Annotated in this window: 25 protein-coding genes and 1 pseudogene; 13 read left to right on the forward strand and 13 right to left on the reverse strand. The window is 71.4% G+C overall.

The features are described from left to right. Positions 1-123: 123 nt before the first annotated feature. The 5 genes from phoU (at position 124) to ACIBAF_RS34135 (ending at position 2,955) form a co-directional block, all read left to right on the forward strand. The gene (phoU, locus tag ACIBAF_RS34115) at positions 124-837 is read left to right on the forward strand and encodes a phosphate signaling complex protein PhoU (protein WP_399468072.1); all 714 of its coding nucleotides are present in this window, start codon (positions 124-126) and stop codon (positions 835-837) included. Between the two features lie 170 nt (positions 838-1,007). Continuing rightward, positions 1,008-1,166 (forward strand): hypothetical protein, encoded by a 159-nt coding sequence (locus ACIBAF_RS34120; RefSeq protein WP_334578913.1) that lies wholly within the window; start codon positions 1,008-1,010, stop codon positions 1,164-1,166. A gap of 199 nt (positions 1,167-1,365) precedes the next feature. Then, on the forward strand, positions 1,366-1,614 hold the full coding sequence (locus ACIBAF_RS34125; RefSeq protein WP_399468073.1) for an SCO4226 family nickel-binding protein: 249 nt from the start codon (positions 1,366-1,368) through the stop codon (positions 1,612-1,614). A 163-nt stretch (positions 1,615-1,777) separates the two neighbouring features. After that, positions 1,778-2,611: a hypothetical protein gene (locus ACIBAF_RS34130; protein WP_399468074.1), complete on the forward strand. Its 834-nt coding sequence runs from the start codon at positions 1,778-1,780 to the stop codon at positions 2,609-2,611. Next, complete coding sequence (locus tag ACIBAF_RS34135; protein WP_399468075.1) at positions 2,608-2,955, forward strand: winged helix-turn-helix domain-containing protein; 348 nt, start codon at positions 2,608-2,610, stop codon at positions 2,953-2,955. Before ACIBAF_RS34130 ends, ACIBAF_RS34135 begins: the two co-directional genes overlap by 4 nt. Before the next feature lie 6 nt (positions 2,956-2,961). Here ACIBAF_RS34135 and ACIBAF_RS34140 read toward each other — a convergent pair whose 3' ends face one another. Next, entirely contained in the window at positions 2,962-3,678 is a 717-nt protein-coding gene (locus tag ACIBAF_RS34140; RefSeq protein ID WP_399468147.1) for a DUF4232 domain-containing protein, read from the reverse strand. A gap of 253 nt (positions 3,679-3,931) precedes the next feature. Beyond that, complete coding sequence (locus tag ACIBAF_RS34145; RefSeq protein WP_399468076.1) at positions 3,932-4,156, reverse strand: hypothetical protein; 225 nt, start codon at positions 4,154-4,156, stop codon at positions 3,932-3,934. A 218-nt stretch (positions 4,157-4,374) separates the two neighbouring features. Between ACIBAF_RS34145 and ACIBAF_RS34150 the strand changes: the two genes are divergently transcribed. Next, entirely contained in the window at positions 4,375-5,328 is a 954-nt protein-coding gene (locus ACIBAF_RS34150) for a helix-turn-helix domain-containing protein (RefSeq protein WP_399468077.1), read from the forward strand. A gap of 10 nt (positions 5,329-5,338) precedes the next feature. On the opposite strand, the gene ACIBAF_RS34155 is transcribed toward ACIBAF_RS34150, so the two are convergent. Together ACIBAF_RS34155 and ACIBAF_RS34160 are read right to left on the reverse strand one after the other, a co-directional pair. Further along, the gene (locus ACIBAF_RS34155) at positions 5,339-7,504 is read right to left on the reverse strand and encodes a FlgD immunoglobulin-like domain containing protein (protein ID WP_399468078.1); all 2,166 of its coding nucleotides are present in this window, start codon (positions 7,502-7,504) and stop codon (positions 5,339-5,341) included. 683 nt (positions 7,505-8,187) lie between these two features. Further along, positions 8,188-8,352: a hypothetical protein gene (locus ACIBAF_RS34160; protein ID WP_399468079.1), complete on the reverse strand. Its 165-nt coding sequence runs from the start codon at positions 8,350-8,352 to the stop codon at positions 8,188-8,190. A gap of 507 nt (positions 8,353-8,859) precedes the next feature. Between ACIBAF_RS34160 and ACIBAF_RS34165 the strand changes: the two genes are divergently transcribed. Then, the gene (locus tag ACIBAF_RS34165) at positions 8,860-9,135 is read left to right on the forward strand and encodes a ribosomal protein L7/L12 (RefSeq protein WP_399468148.1); all 276 of its coding nucleotides are present in this window, start codon (positions 8,860-8,862) and stop codon (positions 9,133-9,135) included. 102 nt (positions 9,136-9,237) lie between these two features. Here ACIBAF_RS34165 and ACIBAF_RS34170 read toward each other — a convergent pair whose 3' ends face one another. Continuing rightward, complete coding sequence (locus ACIBAF_RS34170) at positions 9,238-9,999, reverse strand: phosphoglyceromutase (RefSeq protein ID WP_399468080.1); 762 nt, start codon at positions 9,997-9,999, stop codon at positions 9,238-9,240. 175 nt (positions 10,000-10,174) lie between these two features. Between ACIBAF_RS34170 and ACIBAF_RS34175 the strand changes: the two genes are divergently transcribed. Beyond that, a complete protein-coding gene (locus tag ACIBAF_RS34175) occupies positions 10,175-11,509 on the forward strand; it encodes an MDR family MFS transporter (RefSeq protein ID WP_399468081.1) in 1,335 nt (444 codons plus the stop codon). A 62-nt stretch (positions 11,510-11,571) separates the two neighbouring features. Here ACIBAF_RS34175 and ACIBAF_RS34180 read toward each other — a convergent pair whose 3' ends face one another. Beyond that, positions 11,572-12,033 (reverse strand): DUF2000 family protein, encoded by a 462-nt coding sequence (locus ACIBAF_RS34180; protein WP_399468082.1) that lies wholly within the window; start codon positions 12,031-12,033, stop codon positions 11,572-11,574. A 49-nt stretch (positions 12,034-12,082) separates the two neighbouring features. Here ACIBAF_RS34180 and ACIBAF_RS34185 point away from each other — a divergent pair. Beyond that, positions 12,083-12,992 (forward strand): annotated as a pseudogene (locus tag ACIBAF_RS34185) (helix-turn-helix domain-containing protein). Here ACIBAF_RS34185 and ACIBAF_RS34190 read toward each other — a convergent pair. Together ACIBAF_RS34190 and mshA are read right to left on the reverse strand one after the other, a co-directional pair. Further along, the gene (locus tag ACIBAF_RS34190) at positions 12,967-13,473 is read right to left on the reverse strand and encodes a YbjN domain-containing protein (protein WP_399468083.1); all 507 of its coding nucleotides are present in this window, start codon (positions 13,471-13,473) and stop codon (positions 12,967-12,969) included. The pseudogene ACIBAF_RS34185 and the gene ACIBAF_RS34190 sit on opposite strands and share 26 nt — an antisense overlap. After that, a complete protein-coding gene (gene mshA / locus ACIBAF_RS34195; protein WP_399468084.1) occupies positions 13,466-14,803 on the reverse strand; it encodes a D-inositol-3-phosphate glycosyltransferase in 1,338 nt (445 codons plus the stop codon). The genes ACIBAF_RS34190 and mshA overlap by 8 nt, the downstream gene beginning before the upstream one ends. 355 nt (positions 14,804-15,158) lie before the next feature. On the opposite strand from mshA, the gene ACIBAF_RS34200 reads away from it, so the two are divergent. The 3 genes from ACIBAF_RS34200 to ACIBAF_RS34210 all read left to right on the forward strand — a co-directional run bounded on the left by ACIBAF_RS34200 (position 15,159) and on the right by ACIBAF_RS34210 (position 19,151). Continuing rightward, on the forward strand, positions 15,159-15,977 hold the full coding sequence (locus ACIBAF_RS34200; RefSeq protein ID WP_399468085.1) for a class I SAM-dependent methyltransferase: 819 nt from the start codon (positions 15,159-15,161) through the stop codon (positions 15,975-15,977). A gap of 266 nt (positions 15,978-16,243) precedes the next feature. Further along, complete coding sequence (locus ACIBAF_RS34205) at positions 16,244-17,359, forward strand: NlpC/P60 family protein (RefSeq protein WP_399468086.1); 1,116 nt, start codon at positions 16,244-16,246, stop codon at positions 17,357-17,359. Between the two features lie 277 nt (positions 17,360-17,636). Then, entirely contained in the window at positions 17,637-19,151 is a 1,515-nt protein-coding gene (locus ACIBAF_RS34210; protein WP_399468087.1) for a PP2C family protein-serine/threonine phosphatase, read from the forward strand. An 81-nt stretch (positions 19,152-19,232) separates the two neighbouring features. Here the strand turns inward: ACIBAF_RS34210 and ACIBAF_RS34215 are convergent, their stop codons facing one another. The 3 genes from ACIBAF_RS34215 to ACIBAF_RS34225 form a co-directional block, all read right to left on the reverse strand. Then, a complete protein-coding gene (locus ACIBAF_RS34215; protein WP_399468149.1) occupies positions 19,233-19,577 on the reverse strand; it encodes a DUF2516 family protein in 345 nt (114 codons plus the stop codon). A gap of 195 nt (positions 19,578-19,772) precedes the next feature. Next, entirely contained in the window at positions 19,773-20,429 is a 657-nt protein-coding gene (locus ACIBAF_RS34220; protein ID WP_399468088.1) for a hypothetical protein, read from the reverse strand. A gap of 114 nt (positions 20,430-20,543) precedes the next feature. Continuing rightward, entirely contained in the window at positions 20,544-20,963 is a 420-nt protein-coding gene (locus ACIBAF_RS34225; protein ID WP_399468089.1) for a helix-turn-helix domain-containing protein, read from the reverse strand. A gap of 135 nt (positions 20,964-21,098) precedes the next feature. On the opposite strand from ACIBAF_RS34225, the gene ACIBAF_RS34230 reads away from it, so the two are divergent. Then, positions 21,099-21,623, forward strand: a complete 525-nt coding sequence (locus tag ACIBAF_RS34230) for an ATP-binding protein (protein ID WP_399468090.1) — start codon at positions 21,099-21,101, stop codon at positions 21,621-21,623. Between the two features lie 10 nt (positions 21,624-21,633). On the opposite strand, the gene ACIBAF_RS34235 is transcribed toward ACIBAF_RS34230, so the two are convergent. Continuing rightward, a complete protein-coding gene (locus ACIBAF_RS34235; protein WP_399468091.1) occupies positions 21,634-23,745 on the reverse strand; it encodes a HelD family protein in 2,112 nt (703 codons plus the stop codon). Positions 23,746-23,817: 72 nt separating this feature from the next. Further along, a complete protein-coding gene (locus ACIBAF_RS34240; RefSeq protein WP_399468092.1) occupies positions 23,818-24,471 on the reverse strand; it encodes a helix-turn-helix domain-containing protein in 654 nt (217 codons plus the stop codon). Between the last annotated feature and the right edge of the window lie 131 nt (positions 24,472-24,602).

Here is a 24,602-nt window from a genome sequence, read left to right on the forward strand (position 1 = left end):
ACGGCCGGTCGGCGCCGGTTTCACCGCCGGTTCCGTCCAGGTCTCGCGGCCGGTTCTGACCCCAGGAACCGCAACCGAGACCGAACACCGAACCCCGAGAACGACGCACGAGAGGGAATCCTGATGCGGGACGCGTACCACGAGGAACTGGACTCGATCGGCGACAGCCTGGTGGAGATGGCCCGGCTGGTCGGGTCGGCGATCGGACGCGCCACGACCGCCATTCTCGACGCCGACCTCAAGCTGGCCGAGAGCGTCATCGAGGCCGACCAGAAGGTCGACGAGCTCCAGCACGACCTGGAGGCGAAGGCCATAGCACTGCTGGCGCGCCAGCAGCCGGTGGCGACGGACCTGCGGATCGTGGTCACGTCACTGCGGATGTCGGCCGACCTGGAGCGTTCCGGCGACCTCGCCCAGCATGTGGCGAAGCTGGCGCGACTGCGCTTCCCCAACCGTGCGGTGCCGCACGACCTGCACGCCACGATCCTGGAGATGGGCCAGCTCGCGCAGCGCCTGATGGCGAAGGCCGCGGAGTGCATCATCACCAAGGACGTCGACCTGGCGCTCCAGCTGGAGTCGGACGACGACGAGATGGACCTCCTGCACCGCACGCTCTTCCAGCACCTGATCGACGAGCGCTGGAAGCACGGCATCGAGACGGCCGTCGACGTCACGCTGCTGGGCCGCTACTACGAGCGCTTCGCCGACCACGCGGTGGCCGTCGCCAAGCGCGTGGTGTTCCTGGTGACGGGCGAGCACGCGGACGAGCTCCAGCTCGACGTGCAGCCGGACATTCAGCCGGCGGGCGGGACGGCGGGGGCGCCGGAAGGGGCCTGAGCGACGGAAGGGACCTGAGGAGACCTGAGGGGACCCGAGGGGTCCGGAGCGGGCCTGAGGGGGGCCTGCGCGGAGTGGGCCGGGGCGTGCGCGAGCCACTGTGCGCCGTTGATGCGCCCAGCGGAACGGGCATGCAATGGGCACAGGCCCTACGCCTCCGGGAGGAACCCATGGCCGAGTCCCCCATCACTCCCCCGCCCGACCCCACACAGGAACGCCCGACCGAGCAGCCCGCCGAGATCAGGAACCTGATGCTGATCGGCGCGTGCGGCTGCGGTTCGGGGTGCGGCTGCGGGTGCCAGTCGGGCAGCCCCTGCCAGTGCGGCTGACGCCGACCGCGGTCGACGCCGAGCGCGGTTGATCTCGTACGACGGTGAAGGGCCCCGGTGCATGCGTGCGCCGGGGCCCTTCGTCATGGCCACCGGGGCCCTTCGTCATGGGCCCTTCGTCGTGCGGTCGCCCCGAGGGGAGCACAGGCGCAGCATGGACGAGACAGGCAGGCACGAGCACGGAAGGGGGCGGGCAGTCATGACCCGCTTCATGGACGTCCACCACGGCATGCAGGGCATCACGGCCGACCAACTCCTGGAGGCCCACCGGGCGGACCTCGCCGTCGAGGGCGAAGAGGGCGTGCACTTCGAACGCGCCTGGGCGGACCCGGAGTCCGGAACCGTCTACTGCCTCTCCGAGGGCCCCTCGGCGGAAGCGGTCCAACGCGTCCACGAGCGCACCGGCCACAAGGCGGACGAGATCCACGCGGTTCCGCTGACGGTGTGAGGCCCCACCCGACTCGGCGACTCGTCCCACCGACGCTCACCCTCCGCCGACTTGAACTCTTGACTGCAATGTACTTTGCATTGCAGAGTTAATGCGGCCGAGGTGATCATCAGGGGGGGGCGACATGGGCGAGCCGGGAGCAGGTGCACACGCACTCGGGGCAGTGGAGACACGTGCGGGGGCAGCGGGGCTGCTGGCCGCCGCGGAGGGACTGCGGGCCAGGACCCGTACGCAGCTGAACGGTTCCTGGGCGCCCCTCCTCGGCTTCGGACTGCTGGCGCTGGCGGCAGCTCCCGTCGCCCGGTACGCGTTCAACTTCGGGGCGCACGGCCGCAACATCGCGTCGTATCCGGCCTTCGCGCACGCCGAGCTGACCGGCCTGTGCGTGGTGCACGAACCCGGAACCCCGTGCCTGGAGGGCGAGTTCGACGGGGCGGTCCTGCGGTTCACGGCATGGGGCGTGTGGTTCGCGCTGCTCCCCCTGGCGTGGTTGGTCGTCGCCCGCTGGTACCGCCTGCGGGGCGAGGCCCGCGGCATCGTCCCGCGCCGCCGCGGTTGGATCGTCGCCACCACGGCGGCCACGACGGCGGTCATGGCGGCGTTGCTGCTGCTCCTGCTCGGCCTGAACCAGCCCCAGCCGCCGGCGCTCGATCTGCTGGAGAACAGCTACGCCTCCCCCTGGTACCTGGTCGGCGTCGGCCTCCTCGCCCTCGGCGTGGCCGAACGCAGCTGGATCACCGCGACGGCCGGCGCCGCACACGCCCTGCTGCTCACCGGCTACCTCGGAGCGTCCTGGGGCAGCGGCTGGCTCCCCTGGCTGCATCCGGCCGACCCCGACTGGACCGACGGCCCGCAGGCCAAGGGGCTCCTGCTGGCCGCCGTCCTGCTGCTCGCGGGCCTGGCGGAGTGGGCGCTGGCCCGCCGGCGGACGGGTGCGGACGCCGGCACGGACGCCGGCACGGACGTGGGTACAGGTGCGGGTACGGTCGCCGCATGAGCGTCGAGGACCCGATCGCCGTACCGGACGACGATGAGGAACCGCACCCGACCCAGGGGCTGGACGACACCGTCCACCAGCGGGTGCGGCTCGGCGTCCTCACCGTCGCCCGCGAGGCCGACCGGGTCGAGTTCGGCTTCCTGAAACAGCAACTGGCCGTCACGGACGGAAACCTCTCCCGGCACCTGAAAGTGCTGGAGGAGTCGGGCCTGATCGGGATCGAGAAGGGCTACGCGGGCCGACGCCCCCGCACCTGGATCTCCCTCACCCGCGAAGGCGCACAGGCACTGGACGCGGAGCTGCGCGCCCTGCGTGCGCTGGTGCAGCGGCTGGAAGGACGGTGAACCGGGTCAGGACGGCTCGACCGCCGATACGGCGGTGACGGTCACCTTGTTGTCGCACTCGGCGAACTGGCCGTCTTCCAGGGCGACTTGGTACGCCCCCGACCCGGGCAGGCCGACGACGATCGTGGGGTACACGACGGGCTCCGCGCCGGACGCGCAATACCCGTCGGCCTCCCCCTGCACCTGCACGAAGGTCAGCTTCACCCACGCCCTGCCGCCGGGAGCCACCGTCACCGGCGAGGCGGAGCCGGTGGGCGTGACGGTGAGCGGCGAGTTGTGCTCGGGGGACCCGTTGCCGGCCCCCGCGACGGACGGATGGCCCTTGAGGACACAGGGCTTGGCCGAGACGTTGGTGAAACGGACGACCGCCGCGCCGGTCCCCGTACCGGCCGGGCGATCGGCGGCCTGACGGGCGGCGACCTCCAGACTGCCCGCGGAGCACGTCGGCACGGCGCCGGCCGGCGAGCCGTCGGCACCGGGAGCCGAGGCGGCGGAGCTCGGGGAGCTCGCGGAGGGGGACGCCTCGGAAGGGGACGCCTCGGAAGGAGAACTCGCGGGAGCGGAACCAGCCGGCGCGGAACTCGCGGAGGTCGAGCTCGCGGCGGAGGAACTCGCCGAGGCGGAGGGGGACTCCGTCGGCTGGCACCCCGTCACCATCAGAGCGGCGGCCGAGACCAGGACAGCCAACGTCACCGGCCCCCGAACGCCGTTCCCGTAGCGCATGTCCCCCCGCATGTCCCCGTGCTGCCTGTTCCCGTACCGTGCGTTGCCGTACTGCATGGCGCCCCCCGAATCCGAATCGCCGAGAGCCTTCGCCCTCGCCGCCGACCTTCGCCAACGCAGACAGAACGGGCAGGCACTCGGGTTCTCCCGGCCACCGACCTGTGACCCACTGGTGACGAGAACCGGCCGATCCGTTGCCCTACGGGTGCGCCGCGCTGCCGCAGTACGCAGCCACGACGACCACGCTGTCCGACTACGTCACGACCCTGTCGGCACCGCCGCCGACGTCAGCCGGGCCGGCGGGCGCTGCGAGCGCATAGGCGGCGAGCAGGCCGGCCACACCGAGCATGCAGTCGAGGTAGATCGACGTCGACTCCGAAATTCCGTTCCCTGCGATGATCAGGATCATTCCGGTCACGAGAATGGCTACGAACGTCATGTAGTGGCCGTGGAGCACGGTCCTGAACGTGGTGTGCACGCGTCCTCACCTCTTCCTGTCTTGTCCTGCCTGAGGTGATGGACATTCGAGCAGTTGCCTCGTCGACCGGTCCAGGGATTCCCGGGTATCTCGATCCGCACGGAAGCGCGGCCGGAAAGGCGGCTCTCTTCAACGAAATTCGGTGAAACTCTGCGCGTTCGAAGATTCCGGTGGGACGATCTCAGTCGCCTAGTGGGGGTTGAACGCGAGGGGGCATCTTGGGCACCTACCGGCATTCCGATTCACCGTCGGTGCGGCGCTTCGCCGCGGAGCTGCGACGGTTGCGCATCACCGCCGGTGAACCTCAGGTCAAGACGATCGCCTCGCGGGCCCAGTGCAGTCAGGCCACGGTTTCCGAGGTGCTCAACGGGCATCGTCTGCCGAGCGAGACGGTCACCCGTCGGCTGGTGATCGCGCTCGGCGGTGACTGGGCGCACTGGGGGCAGTTGTGGCGTGAGGCCAAGACGGAACTCGACGATCTGAAGCGGGACGCCGTCGACGCGAGCCGGGAACCACGGGTTCTCGGCGCGGGGCCAGGTCTTTCCGAGGCGTTCCAGACCACGTCCTCGGTGGAGATGGTGTGCTACCCGGATCCGCCCTCGTTCTACAGCGCTGCCGCCGACGGCATTCGCGCCGCCCAGACCGAAATCCGCCTCACCTATGTGCGGCTTCATCCGCCCGCCCAATGGGGGTCCGCGGAACCCGCCTCTTACTACGACACGGTATTGCAGTGGGCCAGGGACAACTCGGCCGAGTGCGCGAGCGTGCGGCGCATCATCGGCGTCCCCGAGCGGAAGGGTGTGCCGAGGGCGGCCTACTTCGAGTGGCTGAGGCAACATCAGGAAGACGTGAAAGACCTGTATACCTACGAGGCGCGGGTCATGCCCTGGAGCGCTTCTTGCGGTTGGTACAACATCGGCCTCATCGACAAATCGGTCAGCTATCTTTCCTTCTCCGGAGCAGGTCGACAACAGCTCACGGGATTCAGAATCGAAAATGCCAAGTTCCTGGCGTACTTCGCGGACAGTTTCGATCAGGCGTGGAGCGCTCTGGAGCCCCTGGAGGCCTATGTGGCCAGGCACTCCTCGGCCGTCCCGCGCCCCGTCGGAACACCGGCTGCCGAAGGCCCGGGGCCGCACCCCGGACCTTCGGCAGCAACGTCACCGGCGTGACGGCGCCGGCTCAGAACAGCGATTGATACCCCTGCCAGCCGGAGGCGGCGAGGGTGTAGGTGGCGCTGAAAGTGCCGTCGCCCCAGCCCTTGTTCCGCAGCAGCTTGCCGTCGGTCGTACGGGAGACGAGGTCGGGGAAGCCGTCGCCGGTCACATCGCCGACCGCGATGATCGCGTTGCGGCCGGCGCCCCAGTCCTGGAACACCAGCGTCCTCGGCTTGAATCCGCCCGTGCCGTTGCCGTCGTAGCGCCACAGCTCGCCGGCGGCGTCCCGCGCCATGAGGTCGCCGATGCCGTCGCCGGTCACGTCGGCGGCGCCCACGATCGTGTACCCCTTCCATCCGGTGCCGACGCGCGTACCCGGGTCCATCCGGCCCTGATCGTTGGACTTGTACAGGTAGAGGTCGCCGGTCGCGGCCTGGCGGGCCAGCAGGTCGGGGCGGTGGTCGCCGGTGAAGTCGTCGGCGGCGACGATGGCGTCGAAGCCGCCCCAGCCGGAGCCGACCAGTGTCCGCTCGGCGTCCGGCAGGAAGACGCCGGTGCAGCCGCCGGACTGCCGGTAGAGGTTGCCGTCGGCGGTCCTGCTGAGCATGTCGGAGCAGCCGTCGCCGGTCATGTCGCCGACGGGGACGAAGCGGGTGTCCGGGTTCCAGCCCGACCAGCCACGGGCGTCGGTCAGGCTGCCGCCGGAGAACCGGTGGGCCTCGAGCAGGCCGCTGCTGGTCATCGTGTACAGCTCGCCGTAGCCGTCGGTGTCGGCGTCGCGGAAGCCGGACCGGCCGCCGGAGAGCAGGAAGCTCCCGGTCGGGAGGGTGCGGACGGCGCCGCCGTCGCCCGGGTTCACGGTCACGGTCCAGTTGTAGCGGCCGCTCACCGCCTTCTCGCCCGCGTCGTCCTTGCCGTCCCAGGCGGCGCGGATCGCGGCGCCTTCGTGGGCGCTGCTGGTGAGGGTGCGGACGGTGGCGCCGTACGCGTCCTTGATGGTGACCGTCCAGGACGCGGGCGGGCGGGTGAGCCGCCAGGTGCCCTCCCACAGGCTGTCGCTCGCCTTGCGCAGGTCCACGGTGGAGTCGGCGGTCCAGTCGAACAGGCTGATCCGCGACCGCGGCACCGCCACCGGCCGGATGTGGATCATCCGCTGGTTGTCGGCGTAGGCCACGTGGCCGCCGTAGCGGTCGGCGGTCAGCATGTCGATCGACGTCCCGTCGGGGACCGTGAAGAAGGGGGTGGTGGCCGCGTGGCCGCCGCCGAGGTGGAAGTCGGTGAGCGTCACCGTCCGCCTGTCCTCGGACTGCTGGACCAGATAGCCGTCGCCGACCTTCGCGGGCAGCGCCCCGGGGACGGGGATGTTCTTGCCGGTGCTGTGGTCCCACACGCCGGCCTTGTCCGACGCGGAGCAGCGCCAGTACAGCCACTGCCCGACCGCCTGCAGGTTGTCGGGGACGCAGCCGGAGCCGAGCGTGAGGTTCGCCGAGTTCGCCTTGCTGACCAGGTCGTAGGAGTTGACCGTGCCTGCGGTGCTGCCCGGCTTCCAGAGTTTCGTGCCCCAGATGGACACCGCGGTGACCGACCGGGTGTGGACCTGCCCCGGGTACGGCACGCTCGGGTCGAAGGAGCCGATGCGCTGCACGTCGTCGTCGTTGACCGCGACGTACGAACCGCCGGCGGCCACCACGCGGTCCGGGGACTCCCAGGAGAACGGGCCGAGTCCGGTCTCGCTCTGGGGGACCCCGCCGCCGAGGGCCTCCTGGCTCCCGAACGGCGTCATGTAGGCGACCCGGCCGTCGCCGAGCGCCCACAGTTCGGAGTAGAACGCACTGCACGTGTAGTCCGAGGGATCGACGCCCTCGCACGGATAGTTGGACCAGACTCCTGAGGCCGCGAGCTTCCGGGGCCCCGGCTGCGGGGCGCCGACGGCCGGGAGGTCGAACTCCCACAGCCCGCGGTACGTCTCGGGGTCGGCGGTCCCCAGCACGCTGAGCTTCCCGCCGCCCAGCGCGAGGGTCTCGATATAGGCCTTGAGTCCGCCACTCGTGCCGAGTGGGAACACTATCTCGTCGTCGGCCACGCGCGGCGCGGCCGCCGCGGTCTCCGGCGAGAGACCGAGACCGCCGACCGTCAGCGCGACGGCGGTCCCGAGTGTGAGCGAGGTGCGTTTGATCGTGCGGGTGATCATGTCAGCCCCCTGTTGGACGAGGATTCAGGTCGTCGTCTTGGAAGCTATGACCCCCGGGGCTCCCCCCGGGTTGTACAGAACTGAATGATCGTCAGGATTGAGCGGCGGTCCCTGCGCTGAGCTTCGCGAGAGCCGGCGTCGGACACCGGCTGGCGCCCTGCGCAATGGAGATCGCTCCGACGGGGCCGATCGGACGATGGTCTGCCGGGTGACAGAGATTGCGGGCTCAGCCGACGACAGCCGGCCACGACGGGCGATCACCGTCAGGTCCGTTGTCAGTGCCTGCGGTTAGGGTCTCAAGCGCGCGGTCGGCTTCCGGGGGGTCCAGCTCTGAAGGAAATGGTTGCATCCCTGGCCTGTCTGGGGGCGGCCCGGAGACTCGTCCGGGACCTAACCGACGGCTGGGCTTCGTCGATGGCCAAGCGATGACCTGCCAGCGCCGGCCGCGCAGCACTTCCTGCCAGGCCCGTCGGCAGGCACACGCTTTCCAACTGTGTCGGTGGGGCAGTTGGCCGTGTGCAGGGGCGTTCACCTGTGTTCGTGCCTCCGGGGATTACCCGGTGCGGGCAAGTGTGGTCGCAAGGCGGGGTGGTCTCGGCATGAGCGGCTGGCGCCGGCGAGAGCGGACGCGGGTACGGCGGCGACTGCCGCCGGCCGACCGGGCGGTCCTCTCCGGCGTGGCCTCAGCGGGCGCGTTTCCAGGCAGCGATCGCCGCCCAGCCGAGGAGTGTGCTGATGAACAGGTCGCCGACGACGGAGACGGTGTCAGCCTCGTTGGTGGCGCTTATGCCACCCCCGATTGCGAGACTGGCGAGGAGCAGGCCAAGCAGTAGCCAGATGAGCTTCACGGGTCCCCCAGGAGAAGCGGCGAGGGCGACACCCTAGTGCCCCTGCTTGAGACCGAGTTCGGAAGCTGGACGGGGAGGCCCCGGCTCGGTCCTCTGCCCTGCTGCCCAGGTGGTACCCCCAACACGATGCGAACCTGTGACACCCGCTTGAGGAGTTCGGTTCATCCCTGGCACAACGGAGCCTTCCCTGCGTGACTGGGCGGGCGACCCTCGACAACTGCGGCGTTCGTAGCAACGTCCGTGCCGCCCTCAGCGCGGCCGTGAACGACGGGCGCCTTCCCCGGAATCCTGGTGCGGCTTGCGCCAGGGCGGCCCAAGGGCGGCAAGCTCCGGGACGTGCCGCTTCCTGGGCCGGTCGCTGATGCCCTGCGGGCCCATATGAAGCGGTTCCCGCCGGTCGACATCACAACCCGCAAGGCCGTAGCCACCGTCGTCGACGCCGCCAAATGATGCGACATGACGTCTGAGGGCTCGTACGCTCCGAACCGGAGAAGGGCGGGGTGTGCCATGGCAGACGGGTGCTTCTTGCTGGTGTGCGACGACGTGCCCCATGACGTGGTGCTCACCGACCCTGGTGTCCGTGTAATGGACGTGGTGCAGGTCGTGCGTCGGCTGACGGGGCTGAGCCTCTGGCGCAGCAAGGTTCTGGCGACGCAGGTTCCCGCCGTCGTTCTCACCTGCGTGCCCGAGGAGGACGCGGCGGCAGCCGTCTCAGCCCTCCGCGATGCGGGAGCCCAGGCAGAGACGAGAGAACAGCCGGAGCCGTACGTCCCGAGGCTCTGAGCACGGCCCGATCAACCGGCTGACGGCCAGAGACGACCCAGGCCCACCGAAAAGCCCCCTGCCGGCGGAGAACCCGCGGGCAGGGGGCTTGATCAGTACCGCTTACTTCTTCTTGCCCTGGTTCTTGACTGCTTCGATGGCTGCCGCGGCTGCCTCCGGGTCGAGGTAGGTTCCGCCCGGGGTCACCGGCTTGAAGTCGGCGTCGAGTTCGTAGGCGAGGGGGATGCCCGTCGGGATGTTCAGGCCCGCGATGTCGGCGTCGGAGATGCCGTCGAGGTGCTTGACGAGGGCGCGGAGGGAGTTGCCGTGGGCGGCGACCAGGACCGTGCGGCCGGCGAGGAGGTCCGGGACGATGCCGTCGTACCAGTACGGGAGCATGCGGACGACGACGTCCTTCAGGCACTCCGTGCGCGGGCGCAGCTCCGGGGGGATGGACGCGTAGCGGGGGTCGGAGGACTGGGAGAACTCCGAGTCGTCCGACAGCGGCGGCGGCGGGGTGTCGTAGGAGCGGCGCCAGAGCATGAACTGCTCCTCGCCGAACTCCGCGAGGGTCTGCGCCTTGTCCTTGCCCTGGAGGGCGCCGTAGTGGCGCTCGTTCAGGCGCCAGGAGCGGTGGACCGGGATCCAGTGGCGGTCGGCGGACTCCAGCGCCAGCTGGGCCGTGCGGATCGCGCGCTTCTGGAGGGACGTGTGGACCACGTCGGGGAGGAGGTCGGCGTCCTTCAGGAGCTCGCCACCGCGGACTGCCTCCTTCTCGCCCTTCTCGTTCAGGTTGACGTCCACCCAGCCGGTGAACAGGTTCTTCGCGTTCCACTCGCTCTCGCCGTGGCGGAGGAGGATCAGCTTGTACGGTGCGTCGGCCATGCGTATGAGCGTAATCCACCGCTCCGAAGCGTTGTGCGCCCGCTCGTACAGCGGACAGCGGAGAGAACGGACCGTCGACGGTTGACGAGATCCGTTAATTGAGTGGCCTCCCCCGCCCCGCCCCTCGTAAGTTCTGGGAGCTGCCTGAGACACTTACACACCCGGGGGATCCGCCATGTCCGTCGCCGCCCTGAGACGTGCCACACGCGAGACGCTCTCCGGGTTGCCCCGCGAGTTCTGGTGGCTGTGGACCAGCACCCTCGTCAACCGGCTCGGCGGCTTCGTCGCCACCTTCATGGCGCTGTACCTCACCCTCGACCGCGGCTACTCCGCCTCCTACGCCGGACTCGTCGCCTCGCTGCACGGGCTCGGCGGGGTGATCTCCTCCCTCGGCGGCGGGGTCATGGCGGACCGGCTCGGACGGCGGCCCACGCTGCTCGTCGCGCAGACCTCCACCGCCCTCTCCGTCGCGCTCCTCGGGTTCGTCACCGACCCTCTCGCCATCGCCGGCGTCGCCTTCCTCGTCGGGATGGCCTCCAACGCCTCCCGGCCGGCCGTGCAGGCGATGATGGCCGACATCGTGCGGCCCGAGGACCGCGTCCGGGCCTTCTCCCTCAACTACTGGGCCATCAACCTCGGGTTCGCCGTCTCCTCCATGGCCGCCGGGTTCATCGCCGAGGTCAGTTACCGCGCCGGCTTCCTCGTCGAGGCCGGGATGACGCTCGTGTGCGCGGTGGTCGTCTTCCTCAAGCTGCCCGAGTCGCGGCCCCAGCAGCAGGAGAAGGCCGCTCGGGAGGACTCCGTCGGGCTCGGGACCGTACTGCGCGACGGGCGGTTCATGGGCGTCGTCGGACTGTCCTTCCTCGTCGCGCTCGTCTTCCAGCAGGGCTCCGTGGGACTGCCCGTGGCGATGGGCGCGGCCGGGTTCACACCGGCCGACTACGGCATGGCGATCGCCGTCAACGGTGTGCTCATCGTCGCGCTGCAGCTCCCCGTCACCCGGTTCATCGAGCACCGGGATCCGCGACAGCTGCTGGTCGTCTCCTCCGTGCTCGCCGGGTACGGGTTCGGGCTCACCGCCTTCGCCGGGTCGGTCGGCGTCTTCGCGCTCACGGTCTGCGTGTGGACCCTGGCCGAGATCGTCAACGCCCCGACCCAGACCGGCCTCGTCGTCCGCCTCTCCCCCACCCACGGCCGCGGCCGCTACCAGGGCATGTACACCCTCTCCTGGGCCGTGGCCTCCCTCGTCTCCCCGCTGATGTCGGGCTTCGTCATCGACCGCTTCGGCGCGAACTGGCTGTGGGGCATGTGCGCGATCGTGGGAACGGCGGCGGGGCTCGGGTACGGGGTGCTCATGCGCCGGCTGCCGGACGAGGAGGGCGGCGCCCCTTCCCCCACCGACCGTCCGGCCGACCACGCCGACGCAGACGCCAACGCCGACGTCGACGTCGACGTCGAGACCTCGGTCGGCACCGCTGCCACCGCCAAGCCCGAGGTCAGCGCCGCCTGAGCCGCCGGCGCCATGGGGCACGGACGTCACGGATGTCGTGGACGTCACGCATGTCATGGACGTCACGGGTGCATCCGTGCCCCCTTCAGCACCTTGTCCACCGCGTTGCGCGGGCCGTACACCGCCAGGCCCGCCAGGTCCAGGTCGGATGTCGTGACGGCGCGTACCGCCGCTCGGTTGTCCCGGTCGTTGCCGGTGGTGAAGAGGTCGGTCGTGAACACCGCGCGCGGGAGGGCTCGGGAGAGCACGCGCGCGTGGGCCGCTGCCAGCGTCTCCTTCGTGCCCTCGAAGACCAGCACCGGCTGGCGGAACATCGGAAGGTAGCCGACGCCGTCCGCGTCCTCGTACGGCTCCCCGATCACCTCGGGGAGCGTCGGGCCGAGGCCGCTGACCAGGAACGCGGTGACGTTCAGGCGCTGCCAGGTCTCCAGGTCCTCGCGCAGCAGGACGGCGATCTTCGTGTCGAAGCGCAGCGGTTCGGTGTTCACCGTCGGTTCGGTGCTCACGGTCGGTTCATTGCTCATGCTGCGAGACTGCCGATCGTCCTACGGCGCCGTCTTGTACGTTCTTTGCATGGTCGCCCGGCAGGAAGTCTCCGCCTGGCGCCCGGCTGTCCCGGGCGTCGTGGAGGTCTTCCACGCCCTCCCCCAAGTCTCGGCTTCGCTCGACCCGGGGGGACCCCCATCACCGAGTACGCCTACCCGATGCACGTCCACGACGCGTGGACGCTGCTCCTCGTCGACGACGGCGCCGTACGGTACGACCTCGATCGGCACGAGCACGGCACGACACGGTGACTCTGTTGCCGCCGCACGTGCCGCACAACGGTTCCGCCGCCACGCCCGACGGGTTCCGCAAGCGGGTTCTGTACCTCGATGCCGGTGTGCTCGGCGAGGAGCTGATCGGGGCCGCCGTCGACGCGCCCGACCTGCTGGATCCCGTGCTGCGGCGGCGGGTGGGGCAGTTGCACTCCGCGCTCGCCCTGCCGGGCGACGAGTTGGAGGCCGACAGCAGGCTGACGCTGATCGGCGAGCGGTTGCGGGGGCATTTGCAGGGGCATGTGCGGGGGCCTGCGCCGCGGGGGCAGGTGCGTAGGCGTTCGCGTGGGGCGTTGCGGGCGGGGCGGACGGACGGTCCTGCGCGGCCCGACCCCGTCCTCGCCCGCCGGCTCCGTGAGCTCCTCGACGAGCGGGTCGTCGAAGGCCTCGTACTCGCCGAGGCGGCAGGGCTGGTGCAGGCCCATCCGGCCCATCTCGTACGGGCGTTCAGCGGGGCGTACGGGATCGCGCCGCACCAGTACCTCACCGCGCGCCGCGTCGGCCTCGCCCGTCGGCTGCTGCTCGACGGGCGTCCGCCGGCGGAGGTCGCGACGGCGGCCGGGTTCTACGACCAGGCCCATCTCACCCGGCATTTCCGGAGGTTGGTGGGGGTCACGCCGGGGCGGTACGCGCAGGCCCCTACTTCTCCGCCTGCCCCTTCGTGAGGTGCGTGAACGCGTCCAGGTTGCGGGTCGACTCGCCGCGGGAGACCCGCCAGGCGTACTCCCTGCGGATGGCGCTCGCGAAACCGAGCTCCAGGAGGGTGTTGAACGCGCCGTCGGCGGCTTCCAGCACCTGACCCATGAGGCGGTCGACCTCGTCGGCGGTGATCGCGGCGAGGGGGAGGCGGGCGGTGACGTAGACGTCGCCGAGCTGGTCGACGGCGTAGCTCACGCCGTACAGCTTGAGGTTGCGCTCCAGGAGCCAGCGGTGGACGCCGGGCTCGTTCTCGTCGGGGTGGCGGATGACGAAGGCGTTCAGGGAGAGGGAGTGGCGGCCGACCAGGAGGGAGACCGTGGTCTTGAGTTTGCGGGCGCCCGGTAGCTGAACCACGTACGTGCCGGGCGCGGGCACCTCCCACTCCAGCTCCGCGTCCTTCAGGAAACCCTCGATGACCTGCGCGGCCGTCTTCTCCACGTCACCCATGCTCGGAGCGTACGCGACGGCGGTGGGCCTGGGTCGCGGCCGCGTAGACGTCGGCGGTGGCGGCGGCCGCGGTGTCCCAGCCGAAGGACTGGGCGTGCGCGGTGGCCGCAGCGCCCATCCGGGCGGGGAGTTCGGGGCCGTCGGCGAAACGGGCGAGCACGCGCGCGTAGCCGACGGGGTCGTGGCCCTGCACCAGGAAGCCCGTCTCGCCGTCGCGGACTGCCACCGGGAGTCCGCCGACCGAGGCCGCGAGGACCGGGGTGCCGGCGGCCTGTGCCTCTATGGCGACCAGGCCGAAGGACTCGCTGTAGGAGGGGACGACCAGCACCGACGCCGCCCGGAACCAGTCCGCGAGCTGGTCCTGGCCGACCGGCGGACGGAAGCGGACCACGTCCGCGATGCCCAGCCGCGCCGCCAGCTTCTGCAGGCCCTCCGGCTTGGCGAGGCCGCTGCCGCTGGGGCCGCCGACCACGGGGACGACGATGCGGGAGCGGAGCTCCGGGCGCTCGTCGAGGAGCACGGCCACCGCGCGCAGGAGGATGTCCGGCGCCTTCAGGGGTTGGATGCGGCCCGCGAAGAGGGGAACCAGGGCGTCCTGGGGGAGGTCGAGGCGGGCGCGAGCCGCGGCCCGGCCGTCGGCGGGGCGGAAGCGGTCGAGGTTGACGCCGGGGTGCACGACGGCGACCCTGTCGGGCTCGGCGTGGTAGTGCCGGACGAGTTCGTCGGCCTCCTCCGCCGTGTTGGCGATGAGGCGGTCGGCCGCGTCGACGATCTGGGTCTCGCCGATGACGCGGGCGGCGGGCTCGGGGGTGTCGCCGTCGGCCAGGTTGGCGTTCTTGACCTTGGCCATGGTGTGCATGGCGTGCACGAGGGGGGCGCCCCAGCGCTGGGCGGCCAGCCAGCCGACGTGGCCGGAGAGCCAGTAGTGCGAGTGGACGAGGTCGTAATGACCGGGGCGGTGACCGGCCCAGGCCTGCATCACGCCGTGCGTGAAGGCGCACAGCTGGGCCGGGAGGTCCTCCTTGGCGAGGCCCTCGTAGGGGCCCGCGTCGATGTGCCGGACGAGGACCCCGGGGGCCAGTTCGACGGTCGGCGGGAGGCCGCCGGTGGTCGCGCGCGTGAAGATCTCGACCTCGATGTTGATCGCGGCGAGGCGCTGCGCGAGCTCGACGATGTAGACGTTCATGCCGCCGGCGTCGCCGGTGCCGGGCTGGTGGAGCGGTGAGGTGTGCACGGAGAGCATCGCGACGCGGCGGGGGCGGCGGTGGAGCCTGAGCCGCGAGGGGGCCGCCGTAGAGCGACGCCCGAGCCTGTTGGCGTACTGGCTCACGTGGCGTTCCTCCTTGCTGCGGGCATGCCGGACGGAGGGTTGTGCGCCCTCCAGGGGGGTGCAACGTCGGAGGGAGGGGTTCCCATTCCGCGCGGACTTCGGCCGGGGCGGTTTTTGCCCAGCCATTACCGTGAGTCGCTCAACTGTTCGGGCGCGATGTGCGTTGCGGGGCGGGCGGGTGCCGTGGGGAGTGGGGAGTGGGGACTCGGGAGGTGGGCGGCGAGGGGTTGGGGGCGGGAGGTGAAGGCGACACGGCGGGACGCCGACGGCCGCGAGCGCCGTCGGCCCTCAAGGGGCCTCGACCTCGAACGCCGGACGGGTGGGAGGCGGCCGGCGCCGCATTACCCTCGTGGGTATGACATCCCGCGCCCCCGCCCGCCCCGTGGGCACGGTCACGCGCGGGACGACCAATCCCAATCGGCTGCGTCGCATGGACCGCTGGATCGCCGACGCCCACGGCCGTGAGCTGCGGCGGGCCGTCGATCCGGTCGCCGTCGACCTCGGGTACGGGGCCGCGCCCTGGACGGCCGTCGAGTTGCTGACGCGCCTGCGTTCCGTCGCGCCACGCGCGCGCGTGGTGGGCGTCGAGATCGAACCGGCCCGGGTCGCCGCCGCCGAGCCGTACGCGCGCGAGGGGCTGCTCTTCCGTCACGGCGGGTTCGAGATCCCCGTCCCCCAGCGCCCGCACCTCGTACGCGCCGCCAACGTCCTGCGGCAGTACGACGAGGACGAGGTCGCCGCCGTCTGGGAGCGGCTGTGCGCGCGGCTCGCGCCGGCCGATCCGGCGACCGGGTCCCGCGGCGGACTGCTCGTCGAGGGGACCTGCGACGAGATCGGGCGGCGGCACGTATGGGTCGCGCTCGGGCCGGAAGGACCGCGCACGGTCACCTTCGCGACCCGGCTGGGGTCCCTGGAGCGGCCCTCGGACCTGGCGGAGCGGCTGCCGAAGGCGCTGATCCACCGCAACGTCCGGGGTGAGCCGGTGCACGCCTTTCTGCGCGACTTCGACCGCGCCTGGGCGGCGGCCGCGCCCTACGCGTCGTACGGCGCCCGTCAGCGGTGGATCCGCGCGGTGCGGGACCTGACGGCCGACTGGCCGGTGACGGACGGGCCGACGCGGTGGCGGCAGGGGGAAGTGACGGTGCGGTGGGGGGCGTTGGCGCCCCGCGGGTGAACACGAGGCCGGACGCCGGAGGTGAACACCGGGCTTCGCCAAGGGTTCTTCAAGGTTCCTCAAAGTCGTCGGGAACGATCGCTGTGAGTTGTTCGTCACAATGACCGGGAGATCGTCATACCGGGGCGGGTGAAGGGGGAGGAACTGCGGGCGTCGGCACCCGTGTCATCACTTCTGTCACCGCCCCTGTCGCTTTCGGTCGTGACGTGGCACGATCCCCCGAGCACCGTAAGTTACTGACGGTAAATCAGGTTGGGGGACGGGGTATGGGTACGGGCAAGCGCGGCCTGCTCGCGGCGGCCGTGGCCGTGGTCTGCGTGGTCACCGTGCTGGGGGCTCCCGGCGTCGCGTTCGCCGCCCCCAGCGCTCCCGAGCCCGGTGCCGGCCCCAGTCCCACCACGTCGACGGCGGGATCCTCGGCCCCTCCGCTGCCCTCCACCGCGTCCAACAAGGACCTGGAGGCCGTCCGCACCAAGCTCGAAGCGCTCTACCACGCCGCCGCCGTCGCCACCGACGCCTACAACGCGGCCGAGGAAGCGGCGAAGAAGCAGTCCGCGGAGATCGTCGAACTGGCCAAGAAGATCGTCGCGGGCCAGGAGAAGCTGGACGATCTGAAGGACCGCGCGGGCGCCGCGGCCCGCGCCCAGTACCGTACCGGCGGCCTGCCGGACGAGGCGCAGTTGATGCTGAGCGACAACCCGTCGGAGTTCCTCGACGGCGCGGGCCGGGTGCGCCAGGGCGAGCGCGCGACCAACGGCCTGATCAGCGAACTGACCCGCGCCCAGCAGGACTTGGAGCAGTACTCCCAGGACGCCTCCGCCCAGTGGCAGAAGCTGGAGGACGGCCGCAAGACGAAGGCGACCGCCCAGAAGAAGATCGAGACGGAGATCGCGGCGGCCGAGAAGCTCCAGTCCCAGCTGGAGAAGAAGGAGAAGGAGCGCCTCGAACAGCTGGAGAAGCAGGCCGCCCAGGAGGCGCAGACCGCCTGGCTGGGCACGGGCATACTCGACGAGATCAACGGCTCGGCCTCCGTACAGGGCCAGAAGGCCGTGCAGTTCGCCACCGCGCAGATCGGCAAGCCGTATGTGTGGGGCGCCGAGGGCCCGGACTCCTTCGACTGCTCCGGACTGACCTCCGAGGCCTGGAAGAGCGCCGGACAGCCGATACCGCGCACCTCGCAGGAACAGTGGAAGCAGTTGCCGCACGTCGCCGTCGAGGACATGCGCCCCGGCGACCTGATCATCTACTTCGACGACGCCAGCCATGTCGCGCTGTACGTGGGCGAAGGCTCGATCATCCACGCCCCGCGCCCGGGGCGGACGGTCACGCTGGCGGGGGCGGGCACGATGCCGATACTCGGGGTGGTCCGGCCGGACGCGTGAGGTCGACCCTGTGAATCGGCCCTATGAAGGGGACCACGTGATGCACGGCACCTTCGTCCGACCCCCAAACTCCCGGCGGACGTGACCTTCGTCATCCGGTCCCGCTCCCACCCTGCCCAACTGCGGTACGGAACGCGGCATATGACAGCGGCCAGAGATCAAGCGGCGTGTCGCACACCATTCCGTTGCGACGCCTTCTGCCGCTATGGTCCCCGTCGGTGGGTCGAGGTCCCTCGTTCCCGCCATGCCCTCGGGGGGAGGGAAGGAACCCAAGACGATGCCCGTACCCGTGCCGCGGCAGAGAGCGATCCCGGCCGTGGAGAGTGGTCAGGCGCAGGCCGCGCCCGCAGTCGGCGGCCCCTCCAAGGAAGAAGCCACCCGCCGCGAGGAAGTTCTGCGCGCCGAGGCGACGGCAGCCGAGAACGACGGCTCGCTCAACGCCACGCCCGCCGACGGCGTCCACCATGGCGTGAGCACCACCGGCGTGAGCACTCCCGGCGTCAGCACCACGGGCGTCAGCACCGAGGGCGTGGCCTCGAAGGGCACGTCCGCCAACGGTCTGAGCGACGACTGCCCGGCGTCCCCGGCCCCGGCCGCCACCGGCACCGCCGCCGCCCACACCACCCTCACCCTCCTGATGATCGAGGACGACCCCACGGCCGCGCCGATCGTCCACGACCTGCACGACTCCGACGGCAAGCCGATCCGGGTGCGCACCGCCCGCAACCTCACCGAGGCCGAGCGGCTGCTCACCGACGACGTGCACTGCATCCTGCTGGACCTCGCGCTGCCCGCCCCCGGCAAGGCGAAGCAGGCCGACGACGAGCTCGCCGTCCTGCGGCACGTGCTCCGGCTCGCGCCCCGGCACGCCGTGCTCGCGCTCACCGCGTCCGGCGACGCCGAGCGCGGCGCCGACGCGGTGCGCGTCGGCGCGCAGGACTACCTGTTCAAGGACGAACTGGACGGTCGGCTGCTGAGCCGCGCGATCCGGTACGCGGTGGAGCGGAAACGTTCCGACACGGCCGAGCGGCGGCTCGCCGAGGGCAAGCTGCGCGCGCAGGAGAACGCCCGCCTGGAGCGCGGCCTGCTGCCCACGCCCCTCCTGGAGGGCTCCCCGCTGCGCTTCGCCGCCCGCTACCGTCCCGGCCGCTCGCGCGCGCTGCTCGGCGGCGACTTCTACGACACCGTCCGCACGCCCGACGGCACCGTGCACGCCATGATCGGCGACGTCTGCGGGCACGGCCCGGACGAGGCGGCGCTCGGCGTGGAGCTGCGCATCGCCTGGCGGGCGCTGACGCTGGCCGGGCTGTGCGGGGACGAGCTGCTGAACACGCTGCAGCAGGTGCTGGAGCACGAGCGCGACGACGACGAGATCTTCGCGACGCTGTGCACGGTGGACATCGCGCCCGACGGCCGCCGGGCGGGCCTGTGCCTGGCCGGCCACCCGGCGCCGCTGATCGCCCGCCCGGACCGGCCGGCCCGCCTGCTGCCGTACGACAACAACGGGCCCGCCCTCGGGCTGCTGCCGGGCGCCCGCTGGCCGCGGATGCAGGTCGAGCTCGGCGCCGAGTGGAGCCTGATGCTGTACACCGACGGCCTGATCGAGGGGCGGATCGGCGAGGGCCGGGAGCGGCTGGGCCAGGACGGCATGGTGGAGATGATCCGCCGCCAGCTCTCCGAGGGGCTGCGCGGGGAGGCGTTGCTGCGGGCCGCGGTGAACGAGGTGCGAGAGCTCAACGGGGGCGAGCTGACGGACGACGTCGCTGTTCTGCTGCTGGATCGGGTTCCGTAGGCGGCGGAGCCGCACATCGATCCTGGAGGGCACTGCGCCCCTCCAGGACCAGGACCAGGACCAAGGCCAGGACCAGGGGGCCTACCGGCCGCCGTTGTACGGGCCGTACGGACCGTCGCTGCTGCTGCCGCCTCGCCTGCGGCCCCAGCCGCCGCCACCGCCCACCTGCTGCAGGGCGGGGCGTACGTCCACGAAGAAGACGATCGTGGCGACGAGGCCCGCGAGCTGCAGGAAGAGCATCGGCACGAGGAGGTTCACGGCGACCGCGATGCCGAGGATGATCAGCCAGAAGCCCTTGTTCTGCTTGTTGGCGGCCCGGTACGCGTCATCTCGGAACAGGGCGGCCATCACCAGTGCCACCACGGCGAGGACCAGCATGGCGAGGTAGAGCACCCACACCAGCCCCGCGAAGCCTGTCATCAGCACAACGCCCACCACCCGATTCGACGCGTCTTGTCTCGACTCGACTCGACCTGCTCGTCCCTACGCGGTCACCGTACCCGCAACCGCGGTTCCGCTACCCGTACAACGGGCCGGGCACTCCATCAGTGCCCGGCCCGTGTCGTATGTCTTTGTCCGCCGCGTCCGTCCCGGCGGTTCCAGCCGTCCCGGCCGTCGGTCTCACTTGGCCGGCGGGGTCGTCTTCTTCGCGGTGGTGGTCTTGCGGGGGGCCGGAGCCTTCTTGACGGTCGTCTTCTTCGCCGGGGCGGGCTCGGTCTTGGCCTCGGCCGGAGCGGGCTTCGGCTCCGCCTTGGCCGCGGTCGGCTCGGCCGCGGGCTCGACCACGATCGCCAGCTCCTCGATCTCCTCGGCGGCCTCGCCGCGCCAGGTCTTCACGGCCTGCTCGCCGTGCTCGGCGACCTTCTCGTACGTCTCACGGGCCTTGACGGCGTACTCGGCGGCGACGCCGACGCTGCGCAGCGCGAGGTCCTGGGCGGACTCGCCGAGCTTCTTCAGGTCGGCGTCGAGGGTGCTGCCGAGCTTCTTGATGTCCCCGTCGAGGGTGCCGATGAAGTCGGTGACCTTGGCCTGGAGGGCCTCCTGCGCCTCCTTGGCGCGGGCGGTCGCCTCCTTGGCGCGGGCGCCGGCCTTCTCCTGGACGGCCTTGGGGTCTGTGTTGCGGACGGCCTCGAAACGGGCCGGGGCCTCGGTGCGCAGCTGCTCCACCAGGCCCGGCACCTTCTTCGCCTGCTGCAGGGCGAGGTCGGCGGTGCCTGCGGCGAAGTAGAGCGGAGTCGGGTCGCTGAAGGTCTTGCGCAGGTCGTCGGTGATGGCCATGGTGAAGGTCCTCCCGGATTCACGTTCTCGGTGTACGTCGTGTATGTCGTGTACGTCGTTTTTCGGCTGAGGGTCGTGCAGGTCCGCAGTGGGGCGGCCGGTCCCCTGGTCCGGTCAACCGGCCGTCTGCTGCGGATCGGCGTCGCTCTCGTGGTCCTGGGCGTCCGCCGCACCGTCGCCGTCCACGAATCCGTTCTCCTTGCGGAAGGACTCGTAGATCTGGAGCAGCACCTGCTTCTGCTGCTCGGTCAGCGTGGGATCGGCGAGGACGACGGCGCGCGTCTCCACTTCGTCCCGGTCCCGCTCCGCATCGAGAATCCCGGCCCGCACGTACAGCGTCTCGGCGGAGATCCGCAGGGCCTTGGCGACCTGCTGCAGCACCTCCGCGCTCGGCTTGCGCAGCCCGCGCTCGATCTGGCTCAGATACGGATTGGACACCCCGGCGGCGTCGGCAAGCTGCCGCAACGACAGCTGCGCGTTGCGCCGCTGCTCGCGCAGGTACTCACCGAGATTGCCGACGTTGAGCGATGCCATGTCTCCACTGTGCCCCACCCCCGCTAACTATTGCAAGCACATGCTTGCAATAGTGTCTCGCGCCACCCTCTCCGAACCGGCTCACGACACCAAGCGCTCGTTTCCGGGGGGCGTGGGGCGCTAGCGTCAGGGTGCATGATCGTATGGCTCAACGGCACTCACGGCGCGGGCAAGACGACGACCAGTGCACTCGTGCAGCGGCTGATCCCGGATTCGCGGGTGTTCGACGCCGAGAAGGTCGGCGAGACACTCATGGACATCACGCCGGGGCTGCCCGTGACGGACAACTTCCAGCACTGGGCGCCGTGGCGGCCGCTCGTCGTCGAGACCGCCCGCCGGGTGCTCGACTACACCGGCGGCACCCTGGTGATGCCCATGACCGTCCTGGTCGAGGAGTACTGGCGCGAGATCAGCACGGGCCTCGCCCAACACGCCATTCCCGTACGGCACTTCGTCCTCCACGCCGACCAGGACACTCTCCGTGGGCGCATCGCGGGCGACATGGTTCTCGGCCCCGACTCCCCGTTCCGCCTCCAATACCTGGAGCCCTACGCCGAGGCGGCCCGCACCTGGCTGCACGACGAGGCCGAGGTCATCGACACCACGCACCTCACCCCCGCCCAGGCCGCCCAGCAGATCGCGGAGGCCCTCAAGAACTGAGGCCCGCCACTCATCCCTCCCAGGGCAGTTCCCGTGCGTGGACCACGTCCAGGCGGGACACTGCGCGGGTCAGGACCACGTAGAGGCGGTTCAGGCCTCGTTGTTCCGATTCTGCGATGGCGGACGGCTCGACGGCGACGACGTGGTCGTACTCCAGGCCCTTGGCGAGGGTCGCGGGGACCATCGTCACCCGGGCGGCCGGGTCGTCGGGGCCGGAGCTCGGGATGCCGGCCGCGGTGAGGGCCTCGCGGACGCCGTCGAGCTGTGCGTCCGCGGCGATGACGCCGACCGAGCCCTCGTGGGTGAGTGCGTCGCGTACGGCGGCGACGACCGCGGCGTGCAGGTCGCCGTGCGCCCGCCGGATGCGCAGCTCGCCGTCCCGGCGCAGGGAGTGGGCGCGGGGCACGTCGGCGTCGAGGCGGTCGAGGAGGCGGGTCGCGAGGGTGAGGACGGCGGCCGGGACCCGGAAGCCCGCGGTCAGGGGGACGATCGTCGCGTCCGGCTTGCCCAGGTGGGCCAGTTGCACCGGCCAGGAGGTCGCCGCCCAGGGGGCGGTGCCCTGGGCCAGGTCGCCGAGGACGGTGAGCGAGCCGAAGGGGACCCGGCGGGCGACGGCCCGGCACTCCATCGGGGAGAGGTCCTGGGCCTCGTCGACGACGACGTGGCCGTACCCCTGCGGGTGGGCGAGGAGGCCGGCGATCTCGTCGAGGAGGACCAGGTCGGCGGCCGACCAGCGCGCCGACTTGAACGAGCGGGGCGGGCGCGGCCAGTGCAGGGCCTGCTGCTCGTCGGGGTCGAGGAGCCCGGCCGCGGCCCGCGCCAACTCCTCGGGGCAGGTGAGGAGTTGGGCCAGCACCTCCTCCGGGCGCGTCTTCGGCCACACGGCGTCCACGCACTCGCTGACCGCCCGCGCCCGTTCGATCCGGCGGATCCAGGCTCCCGGGGGCGGCCCGCTCCGGCGTTCGGCCTGCTCCTGGATCCGGCGGACGATCCGGCTGCGCACCCGCTCCCGCCCGGTCTCGTAGGGCAGCTCCTCGGCGAGCACACCGGCGACGATCTCCGCCAGCGCGGGGCCCGGGACGCGCCAGCAGTAGGAGCCGTCCGGGACGGAGAGACCCTCGGCGCGGTCGGCCCTCACCCGCCCGTACAGCGCGCGGCGCAGCACCTCGGCCATCCGGGCGTCGTGCTTGACGGCGGCGGTCTCGTCGGGGTCCGCGCCGGTCACCGGGTGGCGGGCGATCTCGTCGTGGAGGGTCGACTGTCGTACGCCGGTCTCGCCGAGGGAGGGCAGGACCTCCGCGATGTAGCTGAGGAAGGTGCGGTTGGGGCCGAGGATCAGCAGACCGCCGCGCTGGATGCGACGCGGATGGGTGTAGAGGAGGTAGGCGGCCCGGTGCAGGCCCACGGCGGTCTTGCCGGTGCCGGGCGCGCCCTGCACGCACACCGACTCGGTGAGTTCGCCGCGTACGAGGTCGTCCTGCTCGGGCTGGATGGTCGCGGCGATGTCCCGCATGGGGCCGACGCGGGGGCGTTCGATCTCGCGGGCGACGATGCCGCCCGGCGCCGCGGGCCCGCCTGGGCCGAGCTGTCCGTCGGCGGGCCGCTCACCGCTGCCCAGGCGCTCGTCCTCCAGGCCGGTGAGGTCGGTGGAGTCGCCGCGGCTGCCGGGGGCCCAGCCGAAGCGGCGGCGGACGGCCACGCCCTGGGGGTCGCGGGCGCTCGCCTGGTAGAAGGCGCGGGAGACGGGGGCCCGCCAGTCGACGACGAGGGGCGGGGCGGCGGGGTGCTCGCTGATGCGGAGCCGGCCGATGTGCTGGGCGAGACCCTCGTGCTCGCCGCCCGTTCCGTGCGCGAAGTCGAGCCGGCCGAAGAACAGGGGACCCTCGGGCAGCTCGTGCAGAGCCTTGGCGTGGCTGCGCAGCCGGTATCCGAGGACTTCGGCGTCGGCGCCGGACGCGGAGACGTCCTCGCCGGTGATCACCTGGAGGTCGGCGCCCTCGACCATCGCGGTGAGGGCGGTGCGGCAGGTCTCGTGGTGGGCGCGTTCCTGGAGGAGGGCGGTGTCGAGGTCCTGTGAGTCGGGGGCCGCGGAGTCCTTCGGGGTGAGTTCGGGTGCCGTCATACGGCCAGGGTAACCAATAACGTGACCGAGTTACATGTTTTACCGAGTATCGATATGGCGTCGGGGTCAGGATCAGGTCAGCCGCGGCAGACCCGCCGCCAGCACGGCGAACGCACGCTCCGCCTCCGCCACCGCGTCCTCCCGGACGTCCTCCAGCCGCTCCCCCGCCGAGATCCGCCGCCAGTTCTCCTCGGCGAGGATCCGCCGCACGGCGACGATCTGGCCGGCCGCCAGGCGGGCGTCGAGGGCGCCGGGCCGGTCGTCCCCTACCGAGACGCCGAGCGCGTCCGCGAGGGCCTCGGCGAGGGCGGCCTCCGAGCGCTCCAGGTAGCCGTACAGGCGGGCGACCAGGGACGGAGTGCCGTAGAGGAGGTCGTAGAAGGCGCGGACGCCCGGGTGGTCGTTGAGGCCGGTGACGGGGTCCTCGGCGGCCAGTCCGTCGAGGAAGTGCCGGCGCAGGGCGGGCAGCGGGGCGACCCCCTCGGCGTGCGCCGCGGCGACGACCCGCGCCGCCTCCTGCTCGTGATCGGCGAGCCGGTGCAGGACCAGGTCCTCCTTGGCCGGGAAGTACCGGAACAGGGTCGGCTTGGAGATCTCGGCGGCGGCGGCGACCTCCGCGACGGACACCGCGTCGAACCCGCGCTCGATGAAGAGCCGGACGGCGACGTCCGACACGGCCTGGAACATCCGCTGCCGCTTGCGCTCACGCAGCCCGGTCTCACTCATGGGGCGAGCCTACGGCGACCCGTCCCCGCCTGACCTCATCCGCGGCCATGGTCCAAGACCTCACACACGCACACCCAATCGACGATGCACCGACCGATCCCGGTCCGGCGACTGGTCCCGCTCCGGCGACC

It is taken from the genome of Streptomyces sp. NPDC051677, assembly GCF_044453465.1.
Taxonomy (GTDB): Bacteria; Actinomycetota; Actinomycetes; order Streptomycetales; family Streptomycetaceae; genus Streptomyces.